This is a genomic window from Herbaspirillum sp. 1130 (assembly GCF_017833835.1).
Taxonomy (GTDB): domain Bacteria; phylum Pseudomonadota; class Gammaproteobacteria; order Burkholderiales; family Burkholderiaceae_D; genus Herbaspirillum; species Herbaspirillum huttiense.
Genome location: NZ_JAFICQ010000001.1, coordinates 1755460 through 1780197, shown reverse-complemented (window position 1 = coordinate 1780197; position 24738 = coordinate 1755460). Strand labels below are relative to the sequence as shown.

At 63.3% G+C, this 24738-nt stretch carries 24 protein-coding genes; 19 read left to right on the top strand and 5 right to left on the bottom strand.

All coding sequences use genetic code 11. The annotated features are described in order from the left end of the window. Positions 1-205 precede the first annotated feature (205 nt). A complete protein-coding gene (locus JOD78_RS07915) occupies positions 206-454 on the top strand; it encodes a hypothetical protein (RefSeq protein WP_121042233.1) in 249 nt (82 codons plus the stop codon). Positions 455-533: 79 nt separating this feature from the next. On the opposite strand, the gene JOD78_RS07910 is transcribed toward JOD78_RS07915, so the two are convergent. Beyond that, positions 534-1025, bottom strand: a complete 492-nt coding sequence (locus tag JOD78_RS07910; protein WP_121042232.1) for a response regulator — start codon at positions 1023-1025, stop codon at positions 534-536. A 518-nt stretch (positions 1026-1543) separates the two neighbouring features. On the opposite strand from JOD78_RS07910, the gene argE reads away from it, so the two are divergent. Then, a complete protein-coding gene (argE, locus tag JOD78_RS07905; protein ID WP_204725707.1) occupies positions 1544-2746 on the top strand; it encodes an acetylornithine deacetylase in 1203 nt (400 codons plus the stop codon). Between the two features lie 80 nt (positions 2747-2826). Here argE and JOD78_RS07900 read toward each other — a convergent pair whose 3' ends face one another. Together JOD78_RS07900 and JOD78_RS07895 are read right to left on the bottom strand one after the other, a co-directional pair. Then, positions 2827-3984 carry an MFS transporter gene (locus tag JOD78_RS07900; RefSeq protein ID WP_134136150.1) on the bottom strand — a complete coding sequence of 386 codons (1158 nt, stop codon included), beginning with the start codon at positions 3982-3984 and terminating at the stop codon, positions 2827-2829. 93 nt (positions 3985-4077) lie between these two features. After that, positions 4078-4734 carry a 7-cyano-7-deazaguanine/7-aminomethyl-7-deazaguanine transporter gene (locus tag JOD78_RS07895; protein WP_039784818.1) on the bottom strand — a complete coding sequence of 219 codons (657 nt, stop codon included), beginning with the start codon at positions 4732-4734 and terminating at the stop codon, positions 4078-4080. A 158-nt stretch (positions 4735-4892) separates the two neighbouring features. Between JOD78_RS07895 and yddG the strand changes: the two genes are divergently transcribed. From yddG to JOD78_RS07865, 6 genes are all read left to right on the top strand, one after another. Beyond that, on the top strand, positions 4893-5789 hold the full coding sequence (gene yddG, locus JOD78_RS07890; RefSeq protein WP_209567015.1) for an aromatic amino acid DMT transporter YddG: 897 nt from the start codon (positions 4893-4895) through the stop codon (positions 5787-5789). Positions 5790-5958: 169 nt separating this feature from the next. Next, a complete protein-coding gene (locus JOD78_RS07885) occupies positions 5959-6699 on the top strand; it encodes an energy transducer TonB (protein ID WP_209567013.1) in 741 nt (246 codons plus the stop codon). A 22-nt stretch (positions 6700-6721) separates the two neighbouring features. Next, complete coding sequence (locus JOD78_RS07880) at positions 6722-7456, top strand: MotA/TolQ/ExbB proton channel family protein (RefSeq protein ID WP_121042224.1); 735 nt, start codon at positions 6722-6724, stop codon at positions 7454-7456. Beyond that, complete coding sequence (locus JOD78_RS07875; RefSeq protein ID WP_134136219.1) at positions 7456-7869, top strand: biopolymer transporter ExbD; 414 nt, start codon at positions 7456-7458, stop codon at positions 7867-7869. The genes JOD78_RS07880 and JOD78_RS07875 overlap by 1 nt, the downstream gene beginning before the upstream one ends. A gap of 108 nt (positions 7870-7977) precedes the next feature. Continuing rightward, entirely contained in the window at positions 7978-10092 is a 2115-nt protein-coding gene (locus tag JOD78_RS07870; protein ID WP_245201999.1) for a TonB-dependent siderophore receptor, read from the top strand. Positions 10093-10187: 95 nt separating this feature from the next. Continuing rightward, positions 10188-11705, top strand: a complete 1518-nt coding sequence (locus JOD78_RS07865) for a histidine-type phosphatase (protein WP_209567012.1) — start codon at positions 10188-10190, stop codon at positions 11703-11705. Here the strand turns inward: JOD78_RS07865 and JOD78_RS07860 are convergent. Then, positions 11696-12250 (bottom strand): hypothetical protein, encoded by a 555-nt coding sequence (locus JOD78_RS07860; protein WP_121042222.1) that lies wholly within the window; start codon positions 12248-12250, stop codon positions 11696-11698. The genes JOD78_RS07865 and JOD78_RS07860 overlap by 10 nt on opposite strands. Before the next feature lie 468 nt (positions 12251-12718). On the opposite strand from JOD78_RS07860, the gene hemN reads away from it, so the two are divergent. The 11 genes from hemN to JOD78_RS07805 all read left to right on the top strand — a co-directional run bounded on the left by hemN (position 12719) and on the right by JOD78_RS07805 (position 23620). Further along, positions 12719-14170 (top strand): oxygen-independent coproporphyrinogen III oxidase, encoded by a 1452-nt coding sequence (hemN, locus tag JOD78_RS07855; RefSeq protein ID WP_121042220.1) that lies wholly within the window; start codon positions 12719-12721, stop codon positions 14168-14170. 13 nt (positions 14171-14183) lie between these two features. Then, positions 14184-15026 carry a sulfite exporter TauE/SafE family protein gene (locus JOD78_RS07850; RefSeq protein WP_209567010.1) on the top strand — a complete coding sequence of 281 codons (843 nt, stop codon included), beginning with the start codon at positions 14184-14186 and terminating at the stop codon, positions 15024-15026. A gap of 2 nt (positions 15027-15028) precedes the next feature. Beyond that, the gene (locus JOD78_RS07845; RefSeq protein ID WP_209567008.1) at positions 15029-17545 is read left to right on the top strand and encodes a heavy metal translocating P-type ATPase; all 2517 of its coding nucleotides are present in this window, start codon (positions 15029-15031) and stop codon (positions 17543-17545) included. Next, positions 17545-17718: a cbb3-type cytochrome oxidase assembly protein CcoS gene (gene ccoS / locus JOD78_RS07840; RefSeq protein WP_039784822.1), complete on the top strand. Its 174-nt coding sequence runs from the start codon at positions 17545-17547 to the stop codon at positions 17716-17718. Before JOD78_RS07845 ends, ccoS begins: the two co-directional genes overlap by 1 nt. Before the next feature lie 152 nt (positions 17719-17870). Next, positions 17871-19298: a cytochrome-c oxidase, cbb3-type subunit I gene (gene ccoN, locus JOD78_RS07835; RefSeq protein WP_209567007.1), complete on the top strand. Its 1428-nt coding sequence runs from the start codon at positions 17871-17873 to the stop codon at positions 19296-19298. A 12-nt stretch (positions 19299-19310) separates the two neighbouring features. After that, a complete protein-coding gene (gene ccoO / locus JOD78_RS07830; protein ID WP_039784824.1) occupies positions 19311-19925 on the top strand; it encodes a cytochrome-c oxidase, cbb3-type subunit II in 615 nt (204 codons plus the stop codon). A 4-nt stretch (positions 19926-19929) separates the two neighbouring features. Next, on the top strand, positions 19930-20124 hold the full coding sequence (locus JOD78_RS07825; protein ID WP_121042212.1) for a CcoQ/FixQ family Cbb3-type cytochrome c oxidase assembly chaperone: 195 nt from the start codon (positions 19930-19932) through the stop codon (positions 20122-20124). After that, positions 20117-21049, top strand: a complete 933-nt coding sequence (gene ccoP / locus JOD78_RS07820) for a cytochrome-c oxidase, cbb3-type subunit III (protein ID WP_121042210.1) — start codon at positions 20117-20119, stop codon at positions 21047-21049. Before JOD78_RS07825 ends, ccoP begins: the two co-directional genes overlap by 8 nt. 142 nt (positions 21050-21191) lie before the next feature. Continuing rightward, positions 21192-22688 (top strand): cytochrome c oxidase accessory protein CcoG, encoded by a 1497-nt coding sequence (gene ccoG / locus JOD78_RS07815; protein WP_209567005.1) that lies wholly within the window; start codon positions 21192-21194, stop codon positions 22686-22688. 53 nt (positions 22689-22741) lie between these two features. After that, positions 22742-23287 (top strand): FixH family protein, encoded by a 546-nt coding sequence (locus tag JOD78_RS07810; RefSeq protein ID WP_209567003.1) that lies wholly within the window; start codon positions 22742-22744, stop codon positions 23285-23287. Positions 23288-23362: 75 nt separating this feature from the next. Continuing rightward, complete coding sequence (locus JOD78_RS07805) at positions 23363-23620, top strand: hypothetical protein (RefSeq protein ID WP_121042204.1); 258 nt, start codon at positions 23363-23365, stop codon at positions 23618-23620. A gap of 91 nt (positions 23621-23711) precedes the next feature. Here JOD78_RS07805 and fnr read toward each other — a convergent pair whose 3' ends face one another. Beyond that, positions 23712-24563 (bottom strand): fumarate/nitrate reduction transcriptional regulator Fnr, encoded by an 852-nt coding sequence (gene fnr, locus JOD78_RS07800; RefSeq protein WP_039784830.1) that lies wholly within the window; start codon positions 24561-24563, stop codon positions 23712-23714. Between the last annotated feature and the right edge of the window lie 175 nt (positions 24564-24738).

Genomic DNA, 24738 nt, shown 5'->3' with positions numbered 1-24738 from the left:
AAGTTTTTTTCTCCTCGGCAGGTTCTTTTTCGTTTCTTGAAAATGCCTGTGTCAGTCGTTTCCCCGCCTCGGTCTGAAACCTGGAGTCGCTTCCGCCGCCGCCGTCAAAGAGAAGGGCCCTGGTGCACCCGAATCGCCTCTCGGCTGTGAGCAGTCCTCTTCGTGATAGCATCCGACACATTATTCACACCAAGGAAAGCCGCCCATGTCAGAACTGGAACAAGATCCCTGGATCGTCCGTGCCGAAGAGTTGAAGACGCAGATGGAATCGCTTCTCATCGCCCAGCTGGAAGAATATGAAAAGATGACCGCCAAGCTCGAACAGTGGAAGCAGAATCCCGGCGGCTCCTGGCTCACCGAGGCGGATTACCAGCCTTGGCAGGAAGCCCTCAAGAAGCTCGAAGCCGCGCAGCGCGAATTCGATGGCCACATCAGTACGCGCGTGAAGAAATAAGCATCACCTCGCCCGTCCATCGCGCGGGCACAAGAACAACGCCGTGAGCACTGAAGCACACGGCGTTTTTTCTTTCCGCTCAGGATGTTCCCGCTTCTCCGTCCGCCTCCCCTGTGCCTGCACTTGCATTGGAAGTCGACGCTGAAGCTGAACGCCTGCGCCGCCGCTTGCTCCAGCGCCGCGCACGGTCTAGTACCACCTCCATGAACTGCTGGGCCGTCTCGGGTTTGAGCAGATATTCCACGGCTCCGGCTTCCAGCAAGGCAGGCATCTCCGGCGGATAGTCACTGTCCGGAAATACCACGATCGGCACCGCACGCGTGTCGCGGCCCGCCTTCATGGCCTGGATGAAGTCCAGGCCGTTGTTTTCCATCATGCCCGGGTCCAGAAAGATCATGCCCGGCAGCTGCATCTCGCCATCCGCACGACGCTGCAACAGTCCCTCGATGGCCGCGTCTGCTTCGTCAACCCACTGCAATACACAGTGAAAATTGTTGCGCCAGAGCGCAAAGCGCGCCAGCTCTACTGCTTCGCCGTTCGACTCAATCATCAGTATGATCGGCGGTTTCATGGTCTTGTCCTTCTCTTGTAGTGACCCTGATCACCATTCCTGTGCCGCGGGAATCCATGCTGGCCTCTGCGGGCGCTTCTCCGGGCACAAAACTTCATCTGCAGTCTGACAAAAATGCGAAAAAGCTCCTAGCAGGAATTTCCTGATAAGCGCTGTTGTCACTGTCTACAAGGCGGTTGAGCGAGTTCCAATTGGCTCTGAAGGCAAATCCTTGCCGGCCGGCATCCAGGCCTCTGCCGTCAAGATCCTTCATCTCCCCAACCCCTATCTGCATTGCGGTGTAAGCTAAACCTTCATTTGCACGCCAGCGAACCCGCTTGAATTATGCAATTCCCGTCAGGTGAGATTGTGAAAATCGGGGAATTGATCAGCGCGGGCACCGTTTGCCTTGACCGGCCGCTATGCCAGCATGCGCCCGCCGTGGCACGCCGCTTGCTGCACTTCTGAGGGAACATGCAGCCTGCTGTCCTGTTGACCGCTGGCCCGCCGTTCCGGATTTGAACAGGCACACCATCATCATGAATGCACCACTGACATCAGCCGCCGCGCAACCGACCGAGGCGACGCTGGACATCCTCAAGACCCTCATCGGTTTCAACACCATCAGCCGCGAATCCAACCTGGACCTCATCGAATGGGTCCGCGATCTTCTCGAACGCCACGGTGCCACCACCCGCCTGACCTACGACGCCGAACGGCGCAAGGCCAATCTCTTTGCCACCCTGGGCGATGCCGGTCCCGGCCGCTTCGGTACGGTCTTCTCCGGACATACCGATGTGGTGCCGGTCAAGGGACAGAACTGGGATACCGACCCCTTCGTGGCGCATGTGGCCGATGGCAAATTGTTCGGCCGCGGCGCTTGCGACATGAAAGGTTTCATCGCGGTCTGTCTGGCGCGCCTGCCGGCCATCGCGCAGGATCGCCTGCACACACCACTGCACTTTTCGTTCTCTTACGATGAAGAAGTGGGCTGTCTGGGGGTGCGCGAGCTGCTGGCTGACCTGCAGCGTAACGACATCAAGCCCACCGGCGTCATCATCGGCGAGCCCACCATGATGCAGCCCGTGATCGCGCACAAGGGCAAGCGCTCCTATCGCTGCTCGGTGCATGGCCATGCGGCGCACTCTTCGTGTCCGCACCTGGGCATCAACAGCATCGACTATGCGGCCATGATGCAGCTGAAGATCCGCGAGATCGCGCTGCGCGTGCGCCATTCGGAAGCGCAGGATTACGACTTCGACGTGCCGTATTCCTCCATCGTCACCACGCTCTCCAATGGCGGCAACGCGCCCAACATCATTCCGGACAAGGCCGAGTTCGTCTTCGAACACCGCTTCCTGCCCGGTATCGACCCGGCCGAGGTATTCGACGAAGTGAAGCGTTATGCAGAACAGGAAGTGCTGCCGCAGATGCAGATTGAAGGTGCGCAAGGACGCATCGAATTCGAAACGCTGACGGCCTATCCGGGCATGAGCACGTCGCCCGATGATCCGCTGGTGAGTTCGGCACTGCGCATCCTGGGTAGTGAACGTGCGCGCAAGGTCGGCTTCGGCACCGAAGGCGGGCTGTTCGGTCAGGCCGGCATGCCGGCGGTGATCTGCGGGCCGGGCGACATCATCCATGCGCACAAGCCCAACGAGTTCGTGACACTGGAGCAATTGGCCCGATGTGAAAGTTTCTTCGACAACTTCGTCGCTTCGGCGCATCTGAAGGCGGTTTGATCGCTTCAGCATCTTCGCCGGAATGAACAAAGGCGCTTGCCCGTGAGGGTCAAGCGCCTTTTTTCCGGAGCGGGGAAAAGTCAGGCCGGAGCGCGAACGCGCTTGTCCAGCGAGGCCGAGACGGCCACCGTGACCAGGCCCAGCAGGGCGAAGGCCGAGCCGATGAGGGGCAGGTCGGTCAGCGGCAGGCCGGCCGAGATCGCCAGTCCACCGACCCAGGCACCAGTGGCATTGCCGAGGTTGAAGGCCCCTTGGTTGAGGGTCGAGGCGAGGTTGGGCGCGCCGCGTGCGGTGTCGAGCACGCGGATCTGCGCACCGGGCACCACCGCAAAGGCGAAGGCCCCCCAGGCGAACATCGTTGCCAGCGTCGGCCACTTGTAATGGCTGGTGAAGGAAAACAGTCCCAGCACGATGGCAATGCACAGGAACACGCCGCACATCACCGGCATCAGTTTCCAGTCCGCCAGCTTGCCGCCGACCAGGCCCCCCACGGTGATGCCCGCACCGAAGAGCAGCAGCACCCAGCTTTCTTCACGGGCGCTGAAGCCGGTCACGTCCAGCAGGATGTAGGCGATGTAGGTGATCACGCTGAACATGCTGATCGAGGCCAACGTCGAGGTCAGCAGCGACAGCTGCACGCGGGTATCGATGATGGAGCGGAACTCCTGGAAGATATTGCCGGCCTGCATGGGGATCTTCTTGGGCAGCATGGTCCACAGCATGACGGCGGCCAGCAGGCCGATGCCGGTCACCACGCCGAAGGTGGAGCGCCAGCCCGCCGCATGGCCGAAGGCGGTGCCCAGCGGCACGCCCAGGATGTTGGCGACGGTCAGGCCGGTGAACATCAGCGCCACTGCCTGCGCGCGTTTCTGCGGCGTCACCAGTTCTGCTGCCACCACCGAGCCGATACCGAAGAAGGCGGCATGGCAGAAGGCGGTGACCACCCGCGCCACCATCAGGAACGGGTAATTGGGGGCCAGCGCGCACAGCACATTGCCGAGGATGAACAGGCACATCAGCCCCACCAGCGCCTGCTTGCGCGGCCACTTGGCAGTAAGGATGGCGAGGATGGGCGCACCGGCGGCCACGCCCAGGGCATAGCCCGAGACCAGCATGCCGGCGGCCGGAGCCGTGACACCCAGATCAAGCGCAACGTCGGGCAGCAGGCCCATGATGACGAATTCAGTGGTGCCGATGCCGAAGGCGGCAACGGCGAGGGCAAACAGGGGCCAGTTCATGCTCAGTCCAGGTGGAGGGTGGAGAGGAGGGCGCGGCCAGGGCAGACCGCGCAAAGCCGCAAGTTTACCGTTGGATGGAAATCGCTGCAGGACTCAAGCCGGATCGGCCGCCAAGGGGCGGCCAAACCAGCTCTTCAGGAAGGACATCAGCGCGCCATATGCCGGCAGGAAGAACAGCAGGCTGATGGCGATCTTGAAGCCATAATCGACCAGCGCGATCTCCACCCAGTGCTCGGCCATGAAGGGATCGCTGCTGCGCCAGAAGGCGATGGAGAAGAAGGCGATGGTGTCGCTGGCATTGCCGAAGATCATCGATACCGACGGTGCCAGCCACCAGTGGCGCGAAGCCCGCAGGCGATTGAACACTTGCACGTCCAGCACCTGCCCCAGCACATAGGCCATGAAGCTGGCCGCCGCGATGCGCGCCACGAAGACATTGAAATGCGCCAGCGCGCCGAAGCCCTGCCATTGGCCCATGTAGAAGAGAGCCGAGATGCCGTAGGAGATGAACAGGGCCGGCAGCATCACCGCGAAGATGATGCGGCGGGCCAGTGGCGCACCGAAGAAGCGCACCGTCAGATCGGTCGCCAGGAAGATGAAAGGAAAGCTGAAGGCGCCCCAGGTGGTATGCAGCCCGAAGATCGAAACGGGCAATTGCACCAGGTAGTTGCTGGAAGTGATCACCAGAAGGTGAAACAGCGAAAGCCAGGTAAGCAGCGCGGCATGGCGGCGCAGGTCGAGTGTTGTCATATGAACCTTTTTGATGAATGGGGGCGAGGGAACCCATGGAACACGTCCGGCCGCCGCGCGGGCAATGGCCACCGAAGACCGGACAGAAGGGGCAGGATTTTATCACAAGGCCCGGTCCCGGCCCTTGAGGTAAACTCTTGCGCTTTTGGGCAGGTGCAATGAACAGCAAGAAGGCAACCCTGATCGGTTTGAGCGCCGTGGTCTTGTGGAGCGCCATCGTTGGCCTGATCCGCGGCGTGAGCGAACATCTCGGTGCCACCGGCGGCGCGGCAGCCATCTATACGGTGGCCTCGCTGTTCCTGATGGTGTCGGTCGGTTTCCCGCGGCTGTCGAGCTTCCCGCGCAGGTATCTGGTGTGGGGCAGCGCGCTGTTCGTGGCGTATGAACTGTGCCTGTCGCTCTCGATCGGCTACGCCCATAGCGGCCGCCAGGCCATCGAAGTGGGCATGGTCAACTACCTGTGGCCGACCTTCACGCTGGTGGCGGCGATTCTCTTCGGCGGGCAGCGCGCGACGCTGCTGGTGGTGCCGGGTTTCATCCTGTCCATGCTGGGTATCTGCTGGGTGCTGGGCGGCAATCAGGGCCTGGACCTGCCGGTCATGCTGGCCAACATTCAGGACAATCCCCTGAGCTACGGCCTGGCCTTCATCGGTGCCCTGATCTGGGCGGCCTACTGCACCGTGACCACCCGCATCGCCGAGGGCAGGAACGGTGTGACCCCTTTCTTCATGCTGGTGGCTTTGGCCTTGTGGGTGAAGGTCCTGCTGGGCGGTCATGCCGCTGAACTTTCCTTCAGCGTGCCCGCGCTGGTCTATCTGCTGCTGGCGGCTGCCGCCATGGGGCTGGGTTATGCGGCCTGGAATGTGGGCATCCTGCACGGGAACGTGACGGTGATGGCGGGGGCATCGTATTTCATCCCGGTGTTGTCCTCGGCACTGTCGGCCGCGCTGCTGCGTGCGCCGCTGCCGCCGTCGTTCTGGGTCGGCGCGGCGCTGGTGTGCGCCGGATCGATCCTCTGCTGGCGTGCCACCTCCGCAGGACACAGAGAGGCGTGATCTCCCGATCTGATCCGCAGAGTTCACTGCCCCGGCATGCTGCCAACAAATTTTTACATCTCGCGGGGCTTTCCTGACGCCGTTGTCATCGATGCGTAACGGCGAGGTCATCTTGACTGCCTAGACTCCTGCTTTTTTCAGAGCAAGGCCGCGCGATGCGGCGAGAGTCATGCTGTCATCCCTCCCTCTTTCTCCACAGCGCACGGTTCACGGTGCAGCCATGTTGCGCAGTGCGCAGCCGGCGCTGCTGGTGCTGGCTGCGCATCTGGGCTTGCTGTGGCTGGCCACGCAGATGCACGCCTTGCCAGCGTCCACCGCCAAGCCACCGGTACCGCCCACCGTGATGCTGGCGCTCCTCGAGTCCGCACCGCAGCCGCCCTTGCCTGCGACATCACCGCATCCTGCAGCCCCCGTGCGCACTGTGCCATTGCGGCCGACACCCGTGCCGCACACCCGTCAGGCCGTGGCACCCGCGCCGACCATGGTCACTTCTGCCGATACGTCGTCTGCGCCATCCGCGCCATCCGCGCCATCCGCGCCATCTGCTCCTTCCTCGCCAGCTGCTCCAGCGTCTGCGCCCGAGGCCGCCGCTGCCCCGGTGACGCCGGCCGCCCCGATGATCCGCCCGCCCGTCATTACCAGCGGCGTTCAGTACCTTACTGCACCGCAGCCGGTCTATCCCGCTGCGGCCCGCCGTCGCGGCGATGAAGGCGAGGTGCTGCTGCGCGTGCTGATCGATGCCCAGGGCGGGGTGGAGCAGATTGCACTGGAACGTTCTTCCGGCATCGCCAGCCTCGACCAGGCCGCGCGCGAGGCCGTCCGGCGCGCGCGCTTCCAGCCCTATGTGGAGCAGGGCAGGGCGCTGCCTGCCTATGTGGTCGTACCGATCAAATTTCAATTGACGCAGTAACCCCGAACGAAAGGAATCAGCAATGGATGCAAGTCCCTACGGCCTCACGGCCCTGTGGTCGCAAGGCGATGTCGTCACCAAGGCGGTGGCGCTTCTGCTGACGATGATGTCGATGGCCTCGTGGTATGTGATCGTGACCAAGGCCCTGCAATTGTGGCGCTACCGTACTCCGGCGCACGCCGCAGGCCACGCGTTCTGGGAGGCCGGCAACGTCGCCGCCGGCATCACCCTGCTGGGCCGTGACAATCCCTTTGCCGCGCTTGCCAGCGCCGGCCAAGGCGCAGTCGATCATCACACCACGCACCAAGGGCAGTTGCAGGATCGTCTGCCGGTCAGCGAGTGGGTCACGCTGTCGCTGCGCCAGGCCATCGATGAAGCCTCGGCCAGCCTGCAGTCGGGCATGGCGGTGCTGGCCTCGGTCGGTTCGACGGCTCCCTTCGTGGGCTTGTTCGGCACGGTCTGGGGCATCTACCACGCCCTGGTTTCCATCGGCAGCAGCGGCCAGGCCAGCATCGACAAGGTCGCCGGTCCGGTCGGCGAAGCGTTGATCATGACGGCGCTCGGGCTGGCAGTGGCCATTCCCGCCACCTTTGGCTACAACGCGCTCCTGCGCGGCAACAAGAGCATCATCGCGCGACTGAACAAGTTCGGTTTCGAACTGCATGCGCTGTTCGTCACCGGGGCGCGCGCCGACTCCGCCTCTGCCGCGCCGGAACAGGCCCCGGCCCTGCGCCTGCGCACGCGGGGAGCTGCATGATGGGCATGGGTTCCCTCTCCGATTCGGACGATGACTTCAATCCCGAAATCAACACCACACCGCTGGTGGACGTGATGCTGGTGCTGTTGATCATCTTCATCATCACGGTCCCGGTCATGAACAACGCCGTCAAGATCGACCTGCCGCGCGCCACCGCCCAACCCGATACGCTCAAGCCGGACAGCATCAACCTCGCCATCGATGCCGACGGCAAGACCTTCTGGAATGACGAACCGGTCGATCAGTCGCAACTGCAGGCTCGCATCGGCAAGGCAGCCTCTGCACCGCAGCCGCCGGAACTGCATCTGCGAGCAGCCCGCACCACGCCCTACGAAAAAGTGGCACAGGTGATGGCCATGGCACAGGCAGGCGGGCTGGCCAAGATCGGCTTCGTGACTGATCCGCGGCCATGAACACGAAAACGACCCGATAAAAAAGAGAAGACTGACCGGCATTGCCCGGTCGGTCCATTGCATAGCCAAATCAACTCCCTCTCTCTCCACATCCACTGCGAGTCCGACATGATTTCCACACGCATTGCCCGTTTCCGTCCGTCCACCATGCGCCGTGCCCTGCTCGGCGCCGGCCTCCTGCTGGGCAGCGCTGGTCCGCTGATGGCGCAGGCCGATGACAGCGTCCTGCCCCAGATCACCGTCACCGACAGCGCCGACAAGAAGAAATTGGCCGAGAAGGTCAGCAGCGGTGCCCTCGGTGATCGCTCCGAACTGGAGACGCCGTTCTCCACGCGCGCGGTCAAGAGCGACGAGATCGAAGATCGCCAGGCCACCTCGCTGGCCGAGGTGCTGAAGTACGACGCCAGCGTCAGCAACAACAGTCCGGTCAATGGCACGCACCCGGCCACCATCTCGGTGCGCGGCCTGCGCCTGGATGACCTGAACGGCTACAAGATCGATGGCCTGGCCAACATCAACCGCGGTACCGAAATGCCGCTGGAGATGTTCGATCAGGTGGAAGTGCTCAAGGGCTTGTCCGGCTTCATGTATGGTTTCGGCTCGCCGGGCGGGATCATCAATTACGTCACCAAGCGTCCGACCGATGACACCTTCTTCGCCACCGATCTCGGCTATGCCAGCGGCGGTACCTGGAAGGAACATGTCGATGCCGGTGGGCGCTTTGGCGAGGACCAGCGCTTCGGTTACCGCGTCAACCTGGTCAACGAAAGCGGCGATACCGAGGCCGATCACGGCAGCATCAACCGCCAGTCCATCGGCGCATCCTTTGATGCCCGCCTCACCAGCGACCTGACCGTGCGGCTGGATGCCATCTACCAGCGCCGCATCGCCACCGGCGGTACCGATGTCATCGTCAGCGGATTCAGGATTCCTTCGCCGCTGGATGGCACGACCCGGCTCTACAGCAATGGCTCCTTCACCGATGTCGATTACCGACTGGTGACGCTGAGCGCCGACTACCGTCTTTCGGATGACTGGAAGGCCAGCGTCGCCGTGCGTCACTCCGAATCGGTACGCATCTACAAGAAGGACCAGTACTACATCACCAGCAACAGCGGCAATTACCGTGATCGTGTGACCTCGGAATACCACGGCTATGAATTCAACGAGGCGCAAGCCATGGTGCAGGGCAAGGTGCGCACTGGATTCCTCCAGCATGAGCTGGTGTTCGGTGCAATGGCGCAGAACCTGCTGTCGACCTCCTCGGTCAATACGCCCAAGCCTTACATCGGCACCGGCAACCTGTATGCGCCGACGATCTACTCGGCCGACAGCGTCAACTACAGTGGCGGCACGTATCGCGATGAAAAGACCACCCAGACCGCGCTCTTCGCCAGCGATACGATGAAGTTCGACGAGCGCTGGTCGGTGCTGGCCGGTGTGCGCTATACCAACTACATCGATACCGCCTACGGCACTGCCAACACCACCAGCGCGCGCTTCACCGCCAATCCGCTGAGCCCGACGGCAGCCGTGATGTACAAGCCGCGCGCCGATACCACGGTCTACGTCAGCTATGCCGAAGCACTCGAGCAGAGTGCCTCCGCCCCGACCACTACCGTCAATGCCAACCAGACCTTCGCGCCGATCAAGAGCAAACAGGCTGAAGTCGGTGTCAAGACCGAGCACGATGGCTGGAACGGCAGCCTGGCATTGTTCCGCATCGAGCGCGGCTCGCAGTACATCAACAGCGCCAACGTCTACGTGGCCGATGGCCAGAGCGTGTATCGCGGCGTGGAAGCCAATGGCTCGCTGCAGCTCACGCGTGATTTGAGCCTGGATGGCAGCGTGATGGTCATGGGCTCGGAGATCACTCATGCGGCGGCCGCGGTCAACGGCAAGCGTGCCGTCGGTGCGGCCGATATGCAGGCCGGGGCGCAACTGAGCTATCGCGTGGCGGCCTTGCCGGGCTTGCAATTGCATGCCGGCGCGCAGTATGTCGGCACCATGGCACTGGATTCGGCCAATGCCAACATGCTCTCGCCGTACAGCCTGTTTGATGCCGGGCTGAACTATCGCACCCGCATCGGTGGCCACATGACGACCTGGAGCGCCAACATCACCAACCTGGCCAATCGCAAGTACTGGACCTACTATCAGGAAACCTATCTGAACGTGGGTGCGCCGCGTACCCTGAACCTGAACGTGCGCGCAGACTTCTGAGTGCCAAGGTTTTCCTGATTCGGAAAGGATGAAACAACATGATCGGTGGCCTGTTCTCCCATAAGCCCGCGAGGGCCTCTGTCTGGCTGAGTGGCATGCTGCTGGCCGCCAGCCTGGCGCAGGCCGCCGATCGTGATGATCGCCAGACCAAGACCCCCTACGCACCACGCCAGACAATGGCCAGCCTGGAGCCGGTTCCGCCTGGATATGAACCGGTGTTCACGCAACTGCTGGCGCGCCATGGATCACGCGGCCTGACGGGGATGAAATCCGATCTGGCCTTGTATCGACTGTGGCAGCAAGCCGAACAGGAGGATGCGCTGACCCCGCTGGGCCGCGAACTGGGACCGGCCTTGCAGGCCATGCTGCGCGCCAACTTCTTGCTCGGGGCCGGGGTGCCCGGCATCAGCCAGCCCGGCTATGGCAACGAGACCCGGACCGGCTTGCAGGAGCATGCCGATCTGGCGCACCGGATGGTGCAGCGCCTGCCCGGCCTGTTCGATCAGGCCGGCAGCGCCGGGCGCGCGGTGGTCGTGGTCAGTTCCGGCAAGGATCGCGCAGTGGACAGTGCCGAGGCCTTCACCCGGGCGCTGCTGGTGGTCCGCCCTGGTCTGCGCGACCAGGTGCAGGGGCCGTCCAGCGATGCCTATCTGCTGTATTTCCACCGTTTGCCCAAGACTCCCCCGGCAGAGACCTCCGGCGCGGATCCTCAGCAGGCGCTGCGCCTGCAGACCTGGCGCGACAGCCAGGCCTACCAGGCTTATGCCCGCAGTCCGGCCTTACAGGCGCAACTGGCCCGCATCCGGCAGGATCCGCGCTTGCAGGAGGCGGCCGATGTGGTCCTGGCACAGCTGTTCAAGCCGGATTTTCTGAGCCGGCTGGGGCAGGGGAGCTACCGTTTCAGCAACAGCGGCACGCTGACATTTTCCAGCGCCAATGGCCGTTACACCAGCACGCTGACCGGCGATGGCCGCAGCGTGATCGTCAACGGCTTGCAGGCCGCCTGGGCGCTGTATGACCTTTATGCCATCAGTGCCGGCATGCGCAGCGAACTGGAGCAGGCTGGCAGCGATGTGAAGGAGTTTGAACGATTCATGCCGCCGTTGGCGGCGCAGCGTTATGCCGAGGCTGAAGATGCTGAAGACTTCTACAGCAAGGGGCCGGGCATGGTGGAGCAGGGCGATGTGACCTGGCGCATGGCGCGCATCCTGCTGCAGGATTTTTTTGATGAGGCCGATGCCATTGAACGCGGGCAGCGTCGCCATCTGGCCAAGCTGCGGTTCGCCCACGCCGAGATCGTGATCCCGCTGGCTGCGCTGCTGGGCCTGCCCGGCGCATCGCAGCAGGTGACCGAGCGCGAACCCTATGCCCCGGCCAGCAATGGCTGGCGTGGCGCGCTGATCGCGCCGATGGCCGCCAACCTGCAATGGGACATGTTCGCCAATGCCGCAGGACGCACCGTGGTGCGCCTGCTGTACAACGAAGCGGAGATGGATTTCAAGCCGGACTGCAATGCTGCGCGGCTTTCGCCGGGCAGCCATTACTACGACTATCGCGCCTTGCGGGCCTGTTACGGATCGGCCCGCAAGGCCGAAGAGCACAATCAGAACTGATAGCTCACGCCCACCCGCAGCACCGGATACAGGTTGTAGCCATGCACCTTGTCGCTGAGCTGGGCGTTTTCGGCCGCCACGTCGGTGGCCAGGCGCGCGCAGATTGCGGCGGGGGCGTTGCAGCCGGAGTTGCTGACCGAGGTCGAGGGATTGCCCTGGAACATCACGCCCAGGTCGGCCGTGAAGCCCCAGCCCGGCTTGGCCGGGGCGACTGCGTTGCCCCAGCCCAGGCCCACGTAGGGCGCGAACTTCTTGAAATCGATGCGGCCATCGACCTGGCCTGCCTGTGAAGCGGTATAGACGTTGCCATTGATGGTATAGATGCCGTTGGCCTTGGGTTTGCCGGTGGCGTCGATCTTGTTGCCGTTGTAGACCACGCCGCCGGAGAGACGGAAGCCGTTGTCGAACGGGAACCAGTCCAGCAGCGCATCGAAGGTGCGCAGCTTGGCTTTGGCATCGTAGTTCACATCATTGGTGCTGGAGTTGAAGGAATAATCAAAATAGTTGACCCCGAAGCGGGCATTGAGCTGTTGCGCCAGCGGCACGCTCAGGTGGACGCCCACGCCGGTAGTGCCGAGTTCGCCACTGAGGCCGAGATTGGCGGCCTGGGCGGTGCTGCCAAGGGCAGCCAGGCTGATGAGACAAGCGCAGGAAAGTTGGAAACGGTGCACGAAGAAATCCCCCGGGATTGAAGATGAAAGACGGTCAGATGCCGTCCATCGCAGCCTAGGGTTTGGCACATCGCTCTGTAAAGCGCGACAATACCGAAATGCAATCAAAAAGCGGCAGGACGAAGACGCCGCGTGACATTGGCACCACAGACGGCGGTTTCAGGCTTGCTGTAGATGCCGCTCCGGCAACAGGTCCTGACCCTTTGATGCACATCAATGCGGTCCTGCAGTGATCTGTCTATTCTGCAAGCTCCAGTCAATACCAGCTCGCCCGGTGGGCTCGCGGCCCAGCGCATGTGCGCGCCGCGTCAGTCCGGCGTGGCAGCCGGCCAGGAGCATCGCATGCAAGTCGCCCATCCGTCCATCCTGCATCCATCCGCCAGTCTCGCCGGCATGAACAAGGCCGTCCTGCGCAAAATGGACCAGCGTGGTCCGCGTTACACGTCCTATCCCACGGCAGATCGCTTTTCGAGTGACTTCGCCGTCACCGACTACCTGCATGCGGTCTCCGACCGCCGCAACATGAGCGCCTGGCGGGCGCTGTCGCTGTATCTGCACATCCCGTTCTGCGACACCATCTGCTATTACTGCGCCTGCAACAAGATCGTCACCAAGAACCGCGCCAAGGCCGCGCTCTACCTGAGCTACCTCAAGCGCGAGATCAGCATGCAGGGCTCGCTCTTCTCCGGCATGAACCAGGTCGAGCAGCTGCACTTCGGTGGCGGTACGCCGACTTATCTCTCGGACGAGCAGATGTCGGACCTGATGAACCATATCCGCCACAGCTTCACGCTGGCTCCGGATCACGTGGGTGAATATTCGATCGAAATCGATCCGCGCACGGTGTCGGTGGCGCGTGTCCACAAGCTGCGCGAGCAGGGCTTCAACCGCATCAGCCTGGGCGTGCAGGATTTCGATCCGGAAGTCCAGCTGGCGGTCAATCGCGTGCAATCCGAAGAACAGACCCTGCAGATCATCGCTGCCGCGCGTGAAGCCGGCTTCCGCTCGGTCAGCATCGACCTGATCTACGGGCTGCCCAAGCAGAACGTGATGTCTATGTCGCGCACGCTGGCCAAGGTCATCGCCGCCAGCCCGGACCGCATCGCCGTCTACAACTATGCGCACATGCCGGCGCTGTTCAAGACCCAGCGCCAGATCAAGGAAGAAGACCTGCCCAGCGCCGACAGCAAGCTGGACATGCTGTCGCTGTGCATCCGCCAGCTGACCGGCGCCGGTTACGTCTACATCGGCATGGACCACTTCGCCAAGCCCACTGACGATCTCGCCATCGCCCAGCAGCAGGGCCGCCTGCATCGCAATTTCCAGGGCTACTCCACCCATTCCGAGACCGACCTGGTCGCGTGCGGCGTCTCGGCCATCAGCGCCGTGGGCGGCAGCTACAGCCAGAATGAAAAGACCCTGGATGGCTATTACGCCCGCCTGGAAAATTCCACGCTGCCCATCGCCCGCGGCATCCAGCTGGGCATGGATGACGTGCTGCGCCGTCTGATCATCCAGCGGCTGATGTGCAATTTCGAGCTGTCGATCAATTCGCTGGAGATTGCCTATCCCATCGTCTTCCGCGAATACTTCGCACCGGAGATGGAAAAGCTGAAGCAACTGGAAGAGGACGGCCTCATCAATATCGAACCCGAATGGATCACGGTCGAGCCCAAGGGCCGTCTGCTGATCCGCAACATCTGCATGGTGTTCGACCGCTATCTGAACCAGGACCGCGAAAAAGCCGCAAGCCAGAACAAGGACACACCACAGCGTTATTCGCAGACCGTGTGAGCGGGGCGCGTCGATGAACCTGCTGCCGATCTTCCTGGTAGGCCTGATGGGCAGCGTCCATTGCATCGGCATGTGCGGCGGCATCATCGGTGCGCTCAGTTCAGCCGCGCCGCCGCTTGCCCCGGCGGTCGCCACCCAGGCGCTGGCCATGGCCGCAGCGCGGGGGCGTGCGGCGCATCGCATCATTCCCCTTCATGTCGCCGGCTCCGCCCAGGTCCAGGCCTTCGGGCAGGATCTGGTGCGCGTGCTGGGCTACAACCTCGGTCGCCTGTCCAGCTACGCGCTGGCCGGCGCACTGGCCGGCGGCATCGCCGCCGGCCTGCTGCGCGGTGCCGATGTGCTGGGCTGGCTGGCACCGGCGCAGACGGTGGCCTACGTCATCACCAATCTTGTCCTGATCCTGCTGGGGCTGTACCTCACCCAGTGGTGGAGCGGCCTGTCCCGCATGGAGCAATGGGGTAGCGGTCTTTGGTCCCGACTGCGTCCCCATGCAGCGCGGCTGGTGCCAGTGGATACGCCGGTCAAGGCGCTGCTGCTGGGCAGCCTGTGGGGCTGGCTGCCGTGCGGGATGGTCTACAGCGCCTTGCTCACCGCCCTCATGGCCGGCAGCGCCGTGCAAGGCGCGCTGACCATGCTGGCCTTCGGGGCGGGCACCTTGCCGATGCTGCTGGTGGCCGGCATGTCCGGTGCACGCTTGCGCCAGTTGGCTGCGCGCCCTTGGGTGCGGCGCAGCGCCGGCGTGATCGTCTTGGCCTTCGGGTTGTTGGGTTTGCTGCGTGCCGCCGAGATTGGCGGCCTGGGCATTGCGCGCGGCTGGATTGACGTGTTCTGTGTCAGTCCGGTGCACGGAGGATGAGCATGCACAACGACGGGAGTGATGCGGCGAACCTGTGTTTCCATTGCGGCCAGACGGTGCCGGCGGGGGAGTCCTGGACGCTGGACATTGGTGGGCTCAACCGGACCCTGTGCTGCGTGGGCTGCCAGAGCGTGGCCCGGCTCATCGTCGAGAGCGGATGTGAAGATTTCTACCTGCGGCGGACCGTTCCCTCTGCCCGCATCGATCCAGAACAGTTGCTGCCGCCAGAGCTGGCCCTGGTGGATCTGCCCGTGCAGACAGCCGATAGTGAAGTTTCTGACGCAGGGGACCACGCGCAGGAACTGGTGCTTTCCATCGATGGCTTGCGCTGCGCCGCCTGCGTCTGGCTGATCGAGAAATACCTGGCCCGGATGCCCGGCATCGACATGGCCGAACTCAACGTGGCCAGTGCGCGCCTGCATATCCGCCGCGATCCTGCGCGCTGTTCTACTTCCACCATCCTGCGCGGCCTGCACGGCCTGGGTTATACGGCCTATCCCTTTGATCCGCTGCGCCAGGGCGAGCAGGCGCGCCGCGCCGGCCGCCGCCTGTTCCGCCAGTTGTTCATCGCCGGGCTGTCGATGATGCAGGTGATGATGTATGCCATCCCGGTCTACATGACGCATGAAGGCATCGATCCCGACATGATGGCGCTGATGCGCTGGGCCAGTCTGTTCCTGACCATTCCGGCGGTGTTCTATTCGGCCTTGCCGTTCTTTACCGGTGCCTGGGCAGGACTGCGGGCGCGTGCGCCGGGCATGGACCTGCCGGTGGCGATCGGCATTGCTGCGGCCTTCACCGGCAGCGCCATCGCCACCTGGCGCGGCGAGGGCGAGATCTGGTTCGACAGCGTGAGCATGTTCATTTTCCTGCTGCTGGCCAGCCGCTACCTTGAGACTGCCGCGCGGCGCAAATCGGCGGCCGCGCTGGAGCGCATGCAACAGGCTTTCCCGGCGTCGGCGCTGGTACTGCGCGGGTATCCGCTGCAACGTGAGACGACGCTGGTGGCCGCCAGCCAATTGCAGGCCGGTGACGTGATCTTGGCTCGCCCCGGTGACACCATCGCCGCCGACGCCTGTCTGCTCGAAGTCGTGGCTGAACTGGACCTGGCGCTGCTGTCAGGCGAAAGCCGTCCGCAAGCTTTCCAGCCCGGTCAGGAAGCGCCCGGCGGCGCGGTCAACCTGAGCCAGCCGGTGCTGCTGCGCGTGGTGCGCACCACGCGCGAGAGTACGCTCGCGGCCATTACCCGTCTGGCGGAGCAGGCCGGACAGGGCAAGCCGGCACTGGCGCAGTGGGCCGACATCGTGGCCTCGCGCTTCGTGGTGGCCTTGCTGCTGCTGGCGGCGATCACTTTCATTGCCTGGCATCTGATCGATCCGGCGCGCGCCTGGGCTACCGCGATTGCGGTGCTGGTGGTGTCCTGCCCTTGCGCGCTGTCGCTGGCGACGCCATCGGCCCTGGCTGCCGCCACCGACCGCCTGCTGCGCGAAGGCACGCTGGTCGTGCGCGGCAACGTGCTGGAGACCTTGCAGCGTGCCGATACCATCCTTTTCGACAAGACCGGCACGCTCACGCAAGGCCGGCCGCAGATGACGGCGTTGTGGAGCTGCATTCCCCAGGCGCAGGCCCTGTCGGTCGCCGCCGCCATGGAGCGCGGCAGTCTGCATCCGCTGGCCAAGGCGCTGGTGGAGGAGGCCGACCGTCGCGGCAGTGCAGCTTGCGACGTCGCCGAGCTCGGCTCCGTCACGGGCGCGGGCATGCATTGTGTCATCGATGGCGTGCCGCATCGCCTGGGCGCGCGCCACTTCGTGGCCGAGATCGCAGGACAATCCGTGCCTGCCGAACTGAACCAGCCCGCTGCGGCAGCGGCCGGTTCGGTCTACCTGGGCAACAGCCAAGGTTGGCTGGCGCGCTTCGACCTGGCCGATGCATTGCGTGCGGATGCCGTGGATACCGTGGCTGCGTTCCGTGCGCAGGGTTTGCGGGTGATCCTCCTGAGCGGTGACCAGCCCGAGGTCTGCGCCGAGGTAGCAGCGGCCGTCGGTATCGACGAAGTGATCGCCGGCTGCACGCCGCAACGCAAGCTGGAGGTGGTGCGCCAATTGCAGCAGGGCGGGGCGGTGGTGGCCATCGTCGGCGATGGCATCAATGACGCCGCCATGCTGCGCGCAGGCGATGTCTCCTTCGCGATGGGCAAAGGTGCGGCTCTGGCCCAGGTCAGTGCGGATGCCGTCATCATGAGTGATCGCCTGTCGGCCGTCGCACAATGTGCGCAGATGGCCCGCCGGACCATGCGCATCGTGCGCCAGAACCTGGTGTGGGCCAGCGTCTACAACTTCCTCGCCATTCCGGCAGCGGCCTTCGGGCTGCTTGATCCGTGGATGTCGGCGGTGGGGATGTCGGCCAGTTCGCTGCTGGTGGTCGGCAATGCACTGCGCCTGAGCCGTGCCACGCGCGCGGCACGGCAGGTGCCGGCAAGTGCTCCAGCGGTCCAGCCAGCGCTGGCGGGAGGGGCCTGATGGAAGCGCTCTATCTCCTCATTCCACTCAGTACCTTGCTGGTCTTCCTGGCGATCTGGGTGTTCTTCCGCGCCTCCGACAGCGGTCAGTTCGATGATCTCGAAGGACCGGCCATGCGCATCCTCCACGACGACGACATTCCCCCGCAGCAGGACCGGCACGATCCCGCCTGATCTGCTCTCGCGCCTGCCCGTTCGTGCAAATAACGCCTCAATTGCCTGCATTTTTCTTTGGCTCTCTTTCCACTTGATACACGTCAATGCCCCCCGGAGGCTTGCCCCGTAAGCTCGCATTGAACAGTACTCAACAAAGTGGGGAGAGTTTCGTGAGCAAAGAAAATAGCTACAACTACACGGTTGTGCGCCAATTCACCGTGGCGACCATCCTGTGGGGCGTAGTCGGTATGCTGGTCGGCGTGATCATTGCCGCCCAGCTGGCATGGCCCGAATTGAACATGGGGATTCCCTGGCTGAGCTTCGGCCGGCTACGTCCCTTGCATACCAACGCAGTGATCTTTGCCTTCGGCGGCTGCGCGCTGATGGCAACCTCGTATTACGTCGTGCAGCGCACCTGCCAGGTGCGGCTGTTCTCCGACTTCCTGGCGGCCTTCACCTTCTGGGGCTGGCAGCTGGTGATCGTCGGTGCGGCCATCACGCTGCCACTGGGACTGACCCGAGGCAAGGAATACGCCGAGCTGGAATGGCCCATCACCATCCTGATCGCCGTCGTCTGGGTGGCCTACGCCGTGGTGTTCTTCGGCACCCTCATCAAGCGCAAGGTCAAGCACATCTACGTGGCCAACTGGTTCTACGGTGCCTTCATCATCGCCGTGGCCATCCTGCACATCGTCAACGGCATGACCATGCCGGCCACGCTGACCAAGTCGTACTCGATGTACAGCGGCGCACAGGATGCCATGATCCAGTGGTGGTACGGCCACAACGCGGTGGGCTTCTTCCTGACCGCCGGCTTCCTGGGCATGATGTATTACTTCATCCCCAAGCAGGTCAACCGTCCGGTCTATTCCTACCGCCTGTCGATCGTGCACTTCTGGGCTCTGATCTTCACCTACATGTGGGCCGGTCCGCACCATCTGCACTACACCGCATTGCCTGACTGGACCCAGTCGCTGGGCATGGTGTTCTCGCTGATCCTGCTGGCACCGTCCTGGGGCGGCATGATCAACGGCATGATGACGCTGTCGGGTGCCTGGCATCAGCTGCGTACCGATCCCATCCTGAAGTTCCTGGTGGTGTCGCTGTCCTTCTACGGCATGTCCACCTTCGAAGGTCCGATGATGGCCATCAAGACCGTCAACGCCTTGTCCCACTACACCGACTGGACCATTGGCCACGTGCACTCCGGTGCCCTGGGCTGGGTCGGCTTCGTCACCATGGGGGCGATGTATTACCTGATCCCGCGCCTGTCCGGCAAGACCGAGATGTGGAGCAAGGATCTGATCGAGATCCACTTCTGGGTCGCCACCATCGGCATCGTGCTCTACATCGCCGCCATGTGGATTGCCGGCGTCATGCAAGGCCTGATGTGGCGTGCGGTCAACGCCGACGGCACCCTGACCTACAGCTTCGTCGAAGGGGTGAAGGCAACCTACCCGTATTACATCATTCGTCTGATGGGCGGCCTGATGTACCTGTCCGGCATGCTGGTGATGGCCTACAACACCTGGCGCACCATGCGCGGCACCGAACTGGCTGTCGCACCGATTCCTACCGTGACCAACGCTGCGCACTGATTGGGGGAAAGTATGAAGTTTTCGCATGAATGGATTGAGAAGAACCCCTGGCTGCTCATTGGCCTGGTGCTGCTGGTGGTCAGTGTGGGTGGCCTGGCCGAGATCGTGCCGCTGTTCTTCCAGAAATCGACCACCGAACCGATCGCCGGCCTCAAGCCTTATTCGGCCCTGCGCCTGGCTGGCCGCGACGTGTACATCCGCGAGGGCTGCTACAACTGCCACTCGCAGATGATCCGTCCGCTGCGCGCCGAGACCGAGCGTTATGGCCACTACTCGGTGGCCGGCGAGTCGGTCTATGACCACCCCTTCCAGTGGGGTTCCAAGCGCACCGGCCCGGACCTGGCCCGCGTCGGTGCCCGCTACAGCGATGAATGGCATCGCGCCCACCTGCACAACCCGCGTGACGTGGTACCGGAGTCCAACATGCCGGCCTACCCGTGGCTGGAGCAGGCCAAGCTGGACAACTACGACATCGTCTCGCGCATGAAGGCATTGAAGCGCATCGGCGACCCGTACACCGAAGAAGACATCAAGAATGCCCCGGCCGAACTGGCCGGCAAGACCGAACAGGATGCGCTGATCGCCTACCTGCAAGGCCTGGGCATCCTGATCAAGGCGGAGAGATAAGACCATGATTGAAATGTTGACCGACCCACGCAGCCTGATCACGCTGATCAGCTTCATCACCTTTGCCGGCATCCTGTGGTGGACCTATGTCGGCCACAAGCCCGCTGATTTCAAGCAAGCCGAGATGATCCCCTTTGCCGATGGCGACATCGGCCAGCCCGCCGCCGACAGCAGCGACAAGGAGGTGCGCCATGGCTGATTTCACCAGTGGTTTCTGGAACATCTGGATCATCGTCCTGACCGTGCTGGGCATCGCCGGTTGCGCGCTGCTGCTGTGGCAGCAGTCGAGCTGGAAGGTCAAGAAGGGCGACCAGCCGGTTGCCGGTTCGACCACCGGCCACGTCTGGGATGACGACCTGACCGAACTGAACAACCCGCTGCCGCGCTGGTGGATGTGGCTGTTCTACCTCACCATCATCTTCTCGGTGGGCTACCTGATCGCCTATCCGGGCCTGGGCAACCTGCCCGGCACCCTGGGCTGGCGTTCGACCGGCGAGCATGATGCCGACGTCAAGCAGGCCGAAGCCAAGTACGGACCGCTCTTCGACAGCTACCTCAAGAAGGACCTGAAGGTGGTGGCCGCCGATCCGCAAGCCCATGCCATTGGCGAGCGCCTGTTCCTGACCTACTGCGCGCAGTGCCACGGTTCGGATGCGCGCGGCAACAAGGGCTTCCCCAACCTGACCGACAACGACTGGCTGCATGGCGGCACGCCCGAGATCATCAAGGAAACCATCCTCAAGGGCCGTCACGGCGTCATGCCGCCCATGGCTGCGGCGGTGGGTACCGACAAGGATGTCGACAACGTCGCCAACTATGTGCTGAGCCTGTCCAATTCGGCCCATGATCCGATCAAGGCCGAACTGGGCAAGTCCAAGTTTGCCGCCTGCATGGCTTGCCACGGCCCTGGCGGTGTGGGCAACCAGGCACTGGGCGCGCCCAACCTGTCGGACAAGATCTGGCTCTATGGCGGCAGCATCGACACCATCAAGGAGACCATCAACAAGGGCCGCGACAACACCATGCCGGCGTTTGGCGAATTCCTCGGTGAACCCAAGGTGCACGTACTGGCGGCCTATGTCTGGAGCTTGTCCAACAAGCCCAGCAATGCAGAGGCCAAGTAGGCCCCGATGAGCAGTTGAACCCGCGCCGGGGCCGACGCAGACACAGAGCTGCGCGGCCCCGGCGTTCTTCGTGATGGCCATATCGGCCACGCGCCCGGCCAAGGGGCGCATGACAGAGAGCGAAAGCAGAGCAGGCAAGACCATGAACAAGGCCGCAATGACACCCAGGCAGAGCAAGGAAGGGGACCCGCCACCCGAGGCAGGAACGCAGCAGGAGGCGCCAAAGAAGGAAGGCAAGAACGGCAAGGATGAATACGCCGTCATCCGCATGTATGCCGCGCGTGAACAGATCTACCCGCGCGAGATCCAGGGACGTTTTGCCAGCCTGCGCTGGCTGTGCGTATTCCTGACGCAGCTGGTGTTCTACGGCCTGCCGTGGATCAACTGGAACGAGCGCCAGGCCGTGCTGTTCGACCTGGCATCACGCAAGTTTTACCTGTTCGGCCTGGTACTGTGGCCGCAAGACTTCATCTGGCTGGCCGCGCTGCTGATCATCTGCGCCTTCAGCCTGTTTCTCTTCACGGCCATCGCCGGCCGCGTCTGGTGCGGCTACGCCTGTCCGCAGACGGTCTACACCGAGATCTTCCTGTGGATCGAACGCCGCATCGAAGGCAACCGCAGTGCCCGCATGCGCCTGGACCGCCAGCCCTGGTCGTTCGACAAGCTCTGGCGCAAGTCCGCCAAGCACCTGGCCTGGGGTAGCGTGGCCCTGTGGACCGGCATCAGCTTCGTCGGCTACTTCTCGCCGATGCGCGAGTTGTTGCCGGAAATCGGCCAGTTCGCACTGGGCCCGTGGGAGAGCTTCTGGATCGCCTTCTACGCCTTCGCCACCTACGGCAATGCCGGCTGGATGCGCGAGCAGGTCTGCAAGTACATGTGCCCCTATGCCCGTTTCCAGAGCGCCATGTTCGACCGCGACTCCCTGGTCATCACCTATGACAACGCCCGTGGCGAGCCGCGCATGCCTGCGGCCAAGGCAGCCAAGCTGCAGGAGGGACGCAAGGCGGGCGATTGCATCGACTGCACCATGTGCGTCCAGGTCTGCCCGACCGGCATCGATATCCGCCAGGGCCTGCAATACATGTGCATCGGCTGCGCGGCCTGCGTGGACGCCTGTGACAGCGTGATGGACAAGATCGACCGTCCGCGCGGCCTGATCCGCTATTCCACCGAGAACGCCATCGAGCAGGGCTTCTCGACGCCGGAAATCCGCCGCCGCCTGTTCCGTCCGCGCATCCTGATCTACACCGCCATCCTGGGTGCGGTGATCGCGCTGTTCCTGGGCTCGCTGGTGGTGCGCACGCCGCTGAAGCTCGATGTGATCCGTGATCGCGGTTCCATGGGCCGCGAGGTGGAGGACGGCATCATCGAAAACGTCTACCGCTTGCAAGTCATCAACACCGATGAGCGCGGCCATCGCTATCGCATCAGTGCGAGCGGCATCGAAGGACTGACCGTCGATCCGGCCGGCCCCATCGAACTGGCCGCCACCCAGACCCTGATGGTGCCGGTGCGGGTGAGGGCGCCGCATGGAGCGGGTGAGTCCGGCTCCAACAAGATTCATATCGAATTGCAGGCAGAGGACCAGCCGGCGCTGCATGTCAGCGAGAAGGCCGTGTTCCTGGTGCCGCGCCGCTGAGTGCGGCAAGCGTTGCAACACACGTGAACCAAACTTCATATCGAGAGGAAACCATGACCACCATCTCCCCCAAGCTTGGCAACACCGCTCCCTGGTACCGCCACCGCTGGCCCTGGCTGCTGATGTCCGGCCCGGCCGTAGTGGTGGTAGCTGGGATCTTTACCGCCTGGCTGGCCATCTCGCGGGCCGATGCCCTGGTGGCCGACGATTACTACAAGCAGGGCAAGGCCATCAACAAGGACCTGCGCCGCGATCATGAGGCGCAAAGGCTGGGCGCGGCCATCGGCATCGCCTATGACCCGGCCGCTGCCGTGCTGCGCGGCCGCCTGCAGCTGCGCCAGGTGCCTGCCGTCGGCGAAGAGGGCCAGACCCTGGTGCTGAACCTGGTGCACCCGACCCAGCCGGCCAAGGACCGCACGCTGCTGGTGCGTCCGGCCGCCGATGGCAGCTTCTCGGTACCGCTGGCGGAGATGGAGCAGGCACGCTGGCGCCTGGTGGCCGAGGACGGCAGCCATCGCTGGCGCCTGCACGGTACCTGGGTGTGGCCGCAACAGCGCAGCATCGAAATGAATGCGGAGGCCTACGCACCGGCCGAATAATGCGCTAAGCTGGAGTGAAGCCGGCTTCAAGACCGGCCATCTTCGGATGAAACTTCATGCGTCAAGGAGACAGCCATGCGCAAACAGCAACGCAATCTCGCCATCGTGGTCTGGGTGGCTTTCCTGATGGCCATCGCGGCCGAGGGTGTGTTCTTTTCCCTGTTCAATCCCGAGGAACTGGCCATGGCGTCCGGCCATGAATGGGAAGCGCTGGGCGCCTACACCGTAGGGTTCTTCTGTTTCTGGGGAAGTTTCGCCGTCTGCGGCCTGCTGGCCGTGAGGCTGACACGCGCCCTGCCGAGAGAGCGCTTGCGTCATTACGTCCAGGGCTGAACGCCTTGGAGCGCTTCAATCAACTTTGAACAGTCTGGGGTTGGCTCGAAGCCGGTGCTGCTACCGGTTTCAAGCCTGTCAGCCCTTAGCCTTAGCTGGCTGCTCGTGCGGTAGCTGCTGCCGCCGGTGCCGGTGTGCAGGCATCGACGCCGGCAGCCAGGCGCTTGAGCGCGGCCAGGTCCACCACTTCCACATCGCGTTGTTCCACCGCCAGCAGGCCCTGCTTGCGGAACTTGGAAATCAGGCGGCTGATGCTTTCGATGGTCAGGCCCAGGTAGTTGCCGACATCCTGACGCGTCATGCGCAGCTGGAATCGCGTCGAGGAATAGCCGCGTGCGGCATAACGTGAAGACAAATTCACCAGGAAGGCAGCAAAGCGCTGCTCCGCACGCATGTTCCCCAGCAGCATGATGACGTTCTGTTCGCTGGTGATCTCGTGGCTCATCATGCGGTGGAAGTGGCGCAGCAGATGGGGAATCTGGCCGAACAGCTGTTCCAGGCGCGCAAACGGGATTTCGCAGACTTCGCTGTCCTGCAGGGCCACTGCATCGCATTGATGCTGCTCGGTGCTGATGGCATCCATGCCCAGCAGTTCGCCAGGCATCTGGAAACCGGTGATCTGGCGGTCGCCGTCGAGGTTTTCCTGATAGGTCTTGAAATGGCCCACACGCACGGCGTAGAGCGCGGTGAAGCGGTCGCCGATACGGTACAGGAAGTCATCGCGGGCGACCTTGCGGCGGCCGATGATCTTGTCCAGGCGTTTCATGTCGGATTCATCCAGGCCCATGGGCAGGCACAGCTGGTGCATGCCGCAGGCGGTGCAGCTGCGCAGCGCAGAGCTGGCGGCGGCTTCGCGCGCGGCGGTCAGCGGCGAGCATTGGGTCAGGGGCGCGGCGGCGTTGTTGGCAGCGGCGAGCGAAGTGGAGTGGCAAGGCTGGTTCATACGATGTTCCCGGCGGACTTGTGGCAATCGAATGACTCGATTTTAAGTGCGCGGAACGTGATAGGCAGCACAGTATTCCCGAATCAGACGGCATTTCTTGTCCCAGATCAAACTTGGTCCAAGTAAGCGCCCGAAAGGGCGGGCAGGCTTACCGTGTGATGGCGGATTTCACCTA

Coding starts and splice junctions, on each gene's coding strand:
- JOD78_RS07915 (WP_121042233.1), top strand. CDS start 206: ATGTCAGAACTGGAACAAGATCCCTGGATCGTCCGTGCCGAAGAGTTG.
- JOD78_RS07910 (WP_121042232.1), bottom strand. CDS start 1,025: ATGAAACCGCCGATCATACTGATGATTGAGTCGAACGGCGAAGCAGTA.
- argE (WP_204725707.1), top strand. CDS start 1,544: ATGAATGCACCACTGACATCAGCCGCCGCGCAACCGACCGAGGCGACG.
- JOD78_RS07900 (WP_134136150.1), bottom strand. CDS start 3,984: ATGAACTGGCCCCTGTTTGCCCTCGCCGTTGCCGCCTTCGGCATCGGC.
- JOD78_RS07895 (WP_039784818.1), bottom strand. CDS start 4,734: ATGACAACACTCGACCTGCGCCGCCATGCCGCGCTGCTTACCTGGCTT.
- yddG (WP_209567015.1), top strand. CDS start 4,893: ATGAACAGCAAGAAGGCAACCCTGATCGGTTTGAGCGCCGTGGTCTTG.
- JOD78_RS07885 (WP_209567013.1), top strand. CDS start 5,959: ATGCTGTCATCCCTCCCTCTTTCTCCACAGCGCACGGTTCACGGTGCA.
- JOD78_RS07880 (WP_121042224.1), top strand. CDS start 6,722: ATGGATGCAAGTCCCTACGGCCTCACGGCCCTGTGGTCGCAAGGCGAT.
- JOD78_RS07875 (WP_134136219.1), top strand. CDS start 7,456: ATGGGCATGGGTTCCCTCTCCGATTCGGACGATGACTTCAATCCCGAA.
- JOD78_RS07870 (WP_245201999.1), top strand. CDS start 7,978: ATGATTTCCACACGCATTGCCCGTTTCCGTCCGTCCACCATGCGCCGT.
- JOD78_RS07865 (WP_209567012.1), top strand. CDS start 10,188: ATGCTGCTGGCCGCCAGCCTGGCGCAGGCCGCCGATCGTGATGATCGC.
- hemN (WP_121042220.1), top strand. CDS start 12,719: ATGCAAGTCGCCCATCCGTCCATCCTGCATCCATCCGCCAGTCTCGCC.
- JOD78_RS07850 (WP_209567010.1), top strand. CDS start 14,184: ATGAACCTGCTGCCGATCTTCCTGGTAGGCCTGATGGGCAGCGTCCAT.
- JOD78_RS07845 (WP_209567008.1), top strand. CDS start 15,029: ATGCACAACGACGGGAGTGATGCGGCGAACCTGTGTTTCCATTGCGGC.
- ccoS (WP_039784822.1), top strand. CDS start 17,545: ATGGAAGCGCTCTATCTCCTCATTCCACTCAGTACCTTGCTGGTCTTC.
- ccoO (WP_039784824.1), top strand. CDS start 19,311: ATGAAGTTTTCGCATGAATGGATTGAGAAGAACCCCTGGCTGCTCATT.
- JOD78_RS07825 (WP_121042212.1), top strand. CDS start 19,930: ATGATTGAAATGTTGACCGACCCACGCAGCCTGATCACGCTGATCAGC.
- ccoP (WP_121042210.1), top strand. CDS start 20,117: ATGGCTGATTTCACCAGTGGTTTCTGGAACATCTGGATCATCGTCCTG.
- ccoG (WP_209567005.1), top strand. CDS start 21,192: ATGAACAAGGCCGCAATGACACCCAGGCAGAGCAAGGAAGGGGACCCG.
- JOD78_RS07810 (WP_209567003.1), top strand. CDS start 22,742: ATGACCACCATCTCCCCCAAGCTTGGCAACACCGCTCCCTGGTACCGC.
- JOD78_RS07805 (WP_121042204.1), top strand. CDS start 23,363: ATGCGCAAACAGCAACGCAATCTCGCCATCGTGGTCTGGGTGGCTTTC.
- fnr (WP_039784830.1), bottom strand. CDS start 24,563: ATGAACCAGCCTTGCCACTCCACTTCGCTCGCCGCTGCCAACAACGCC.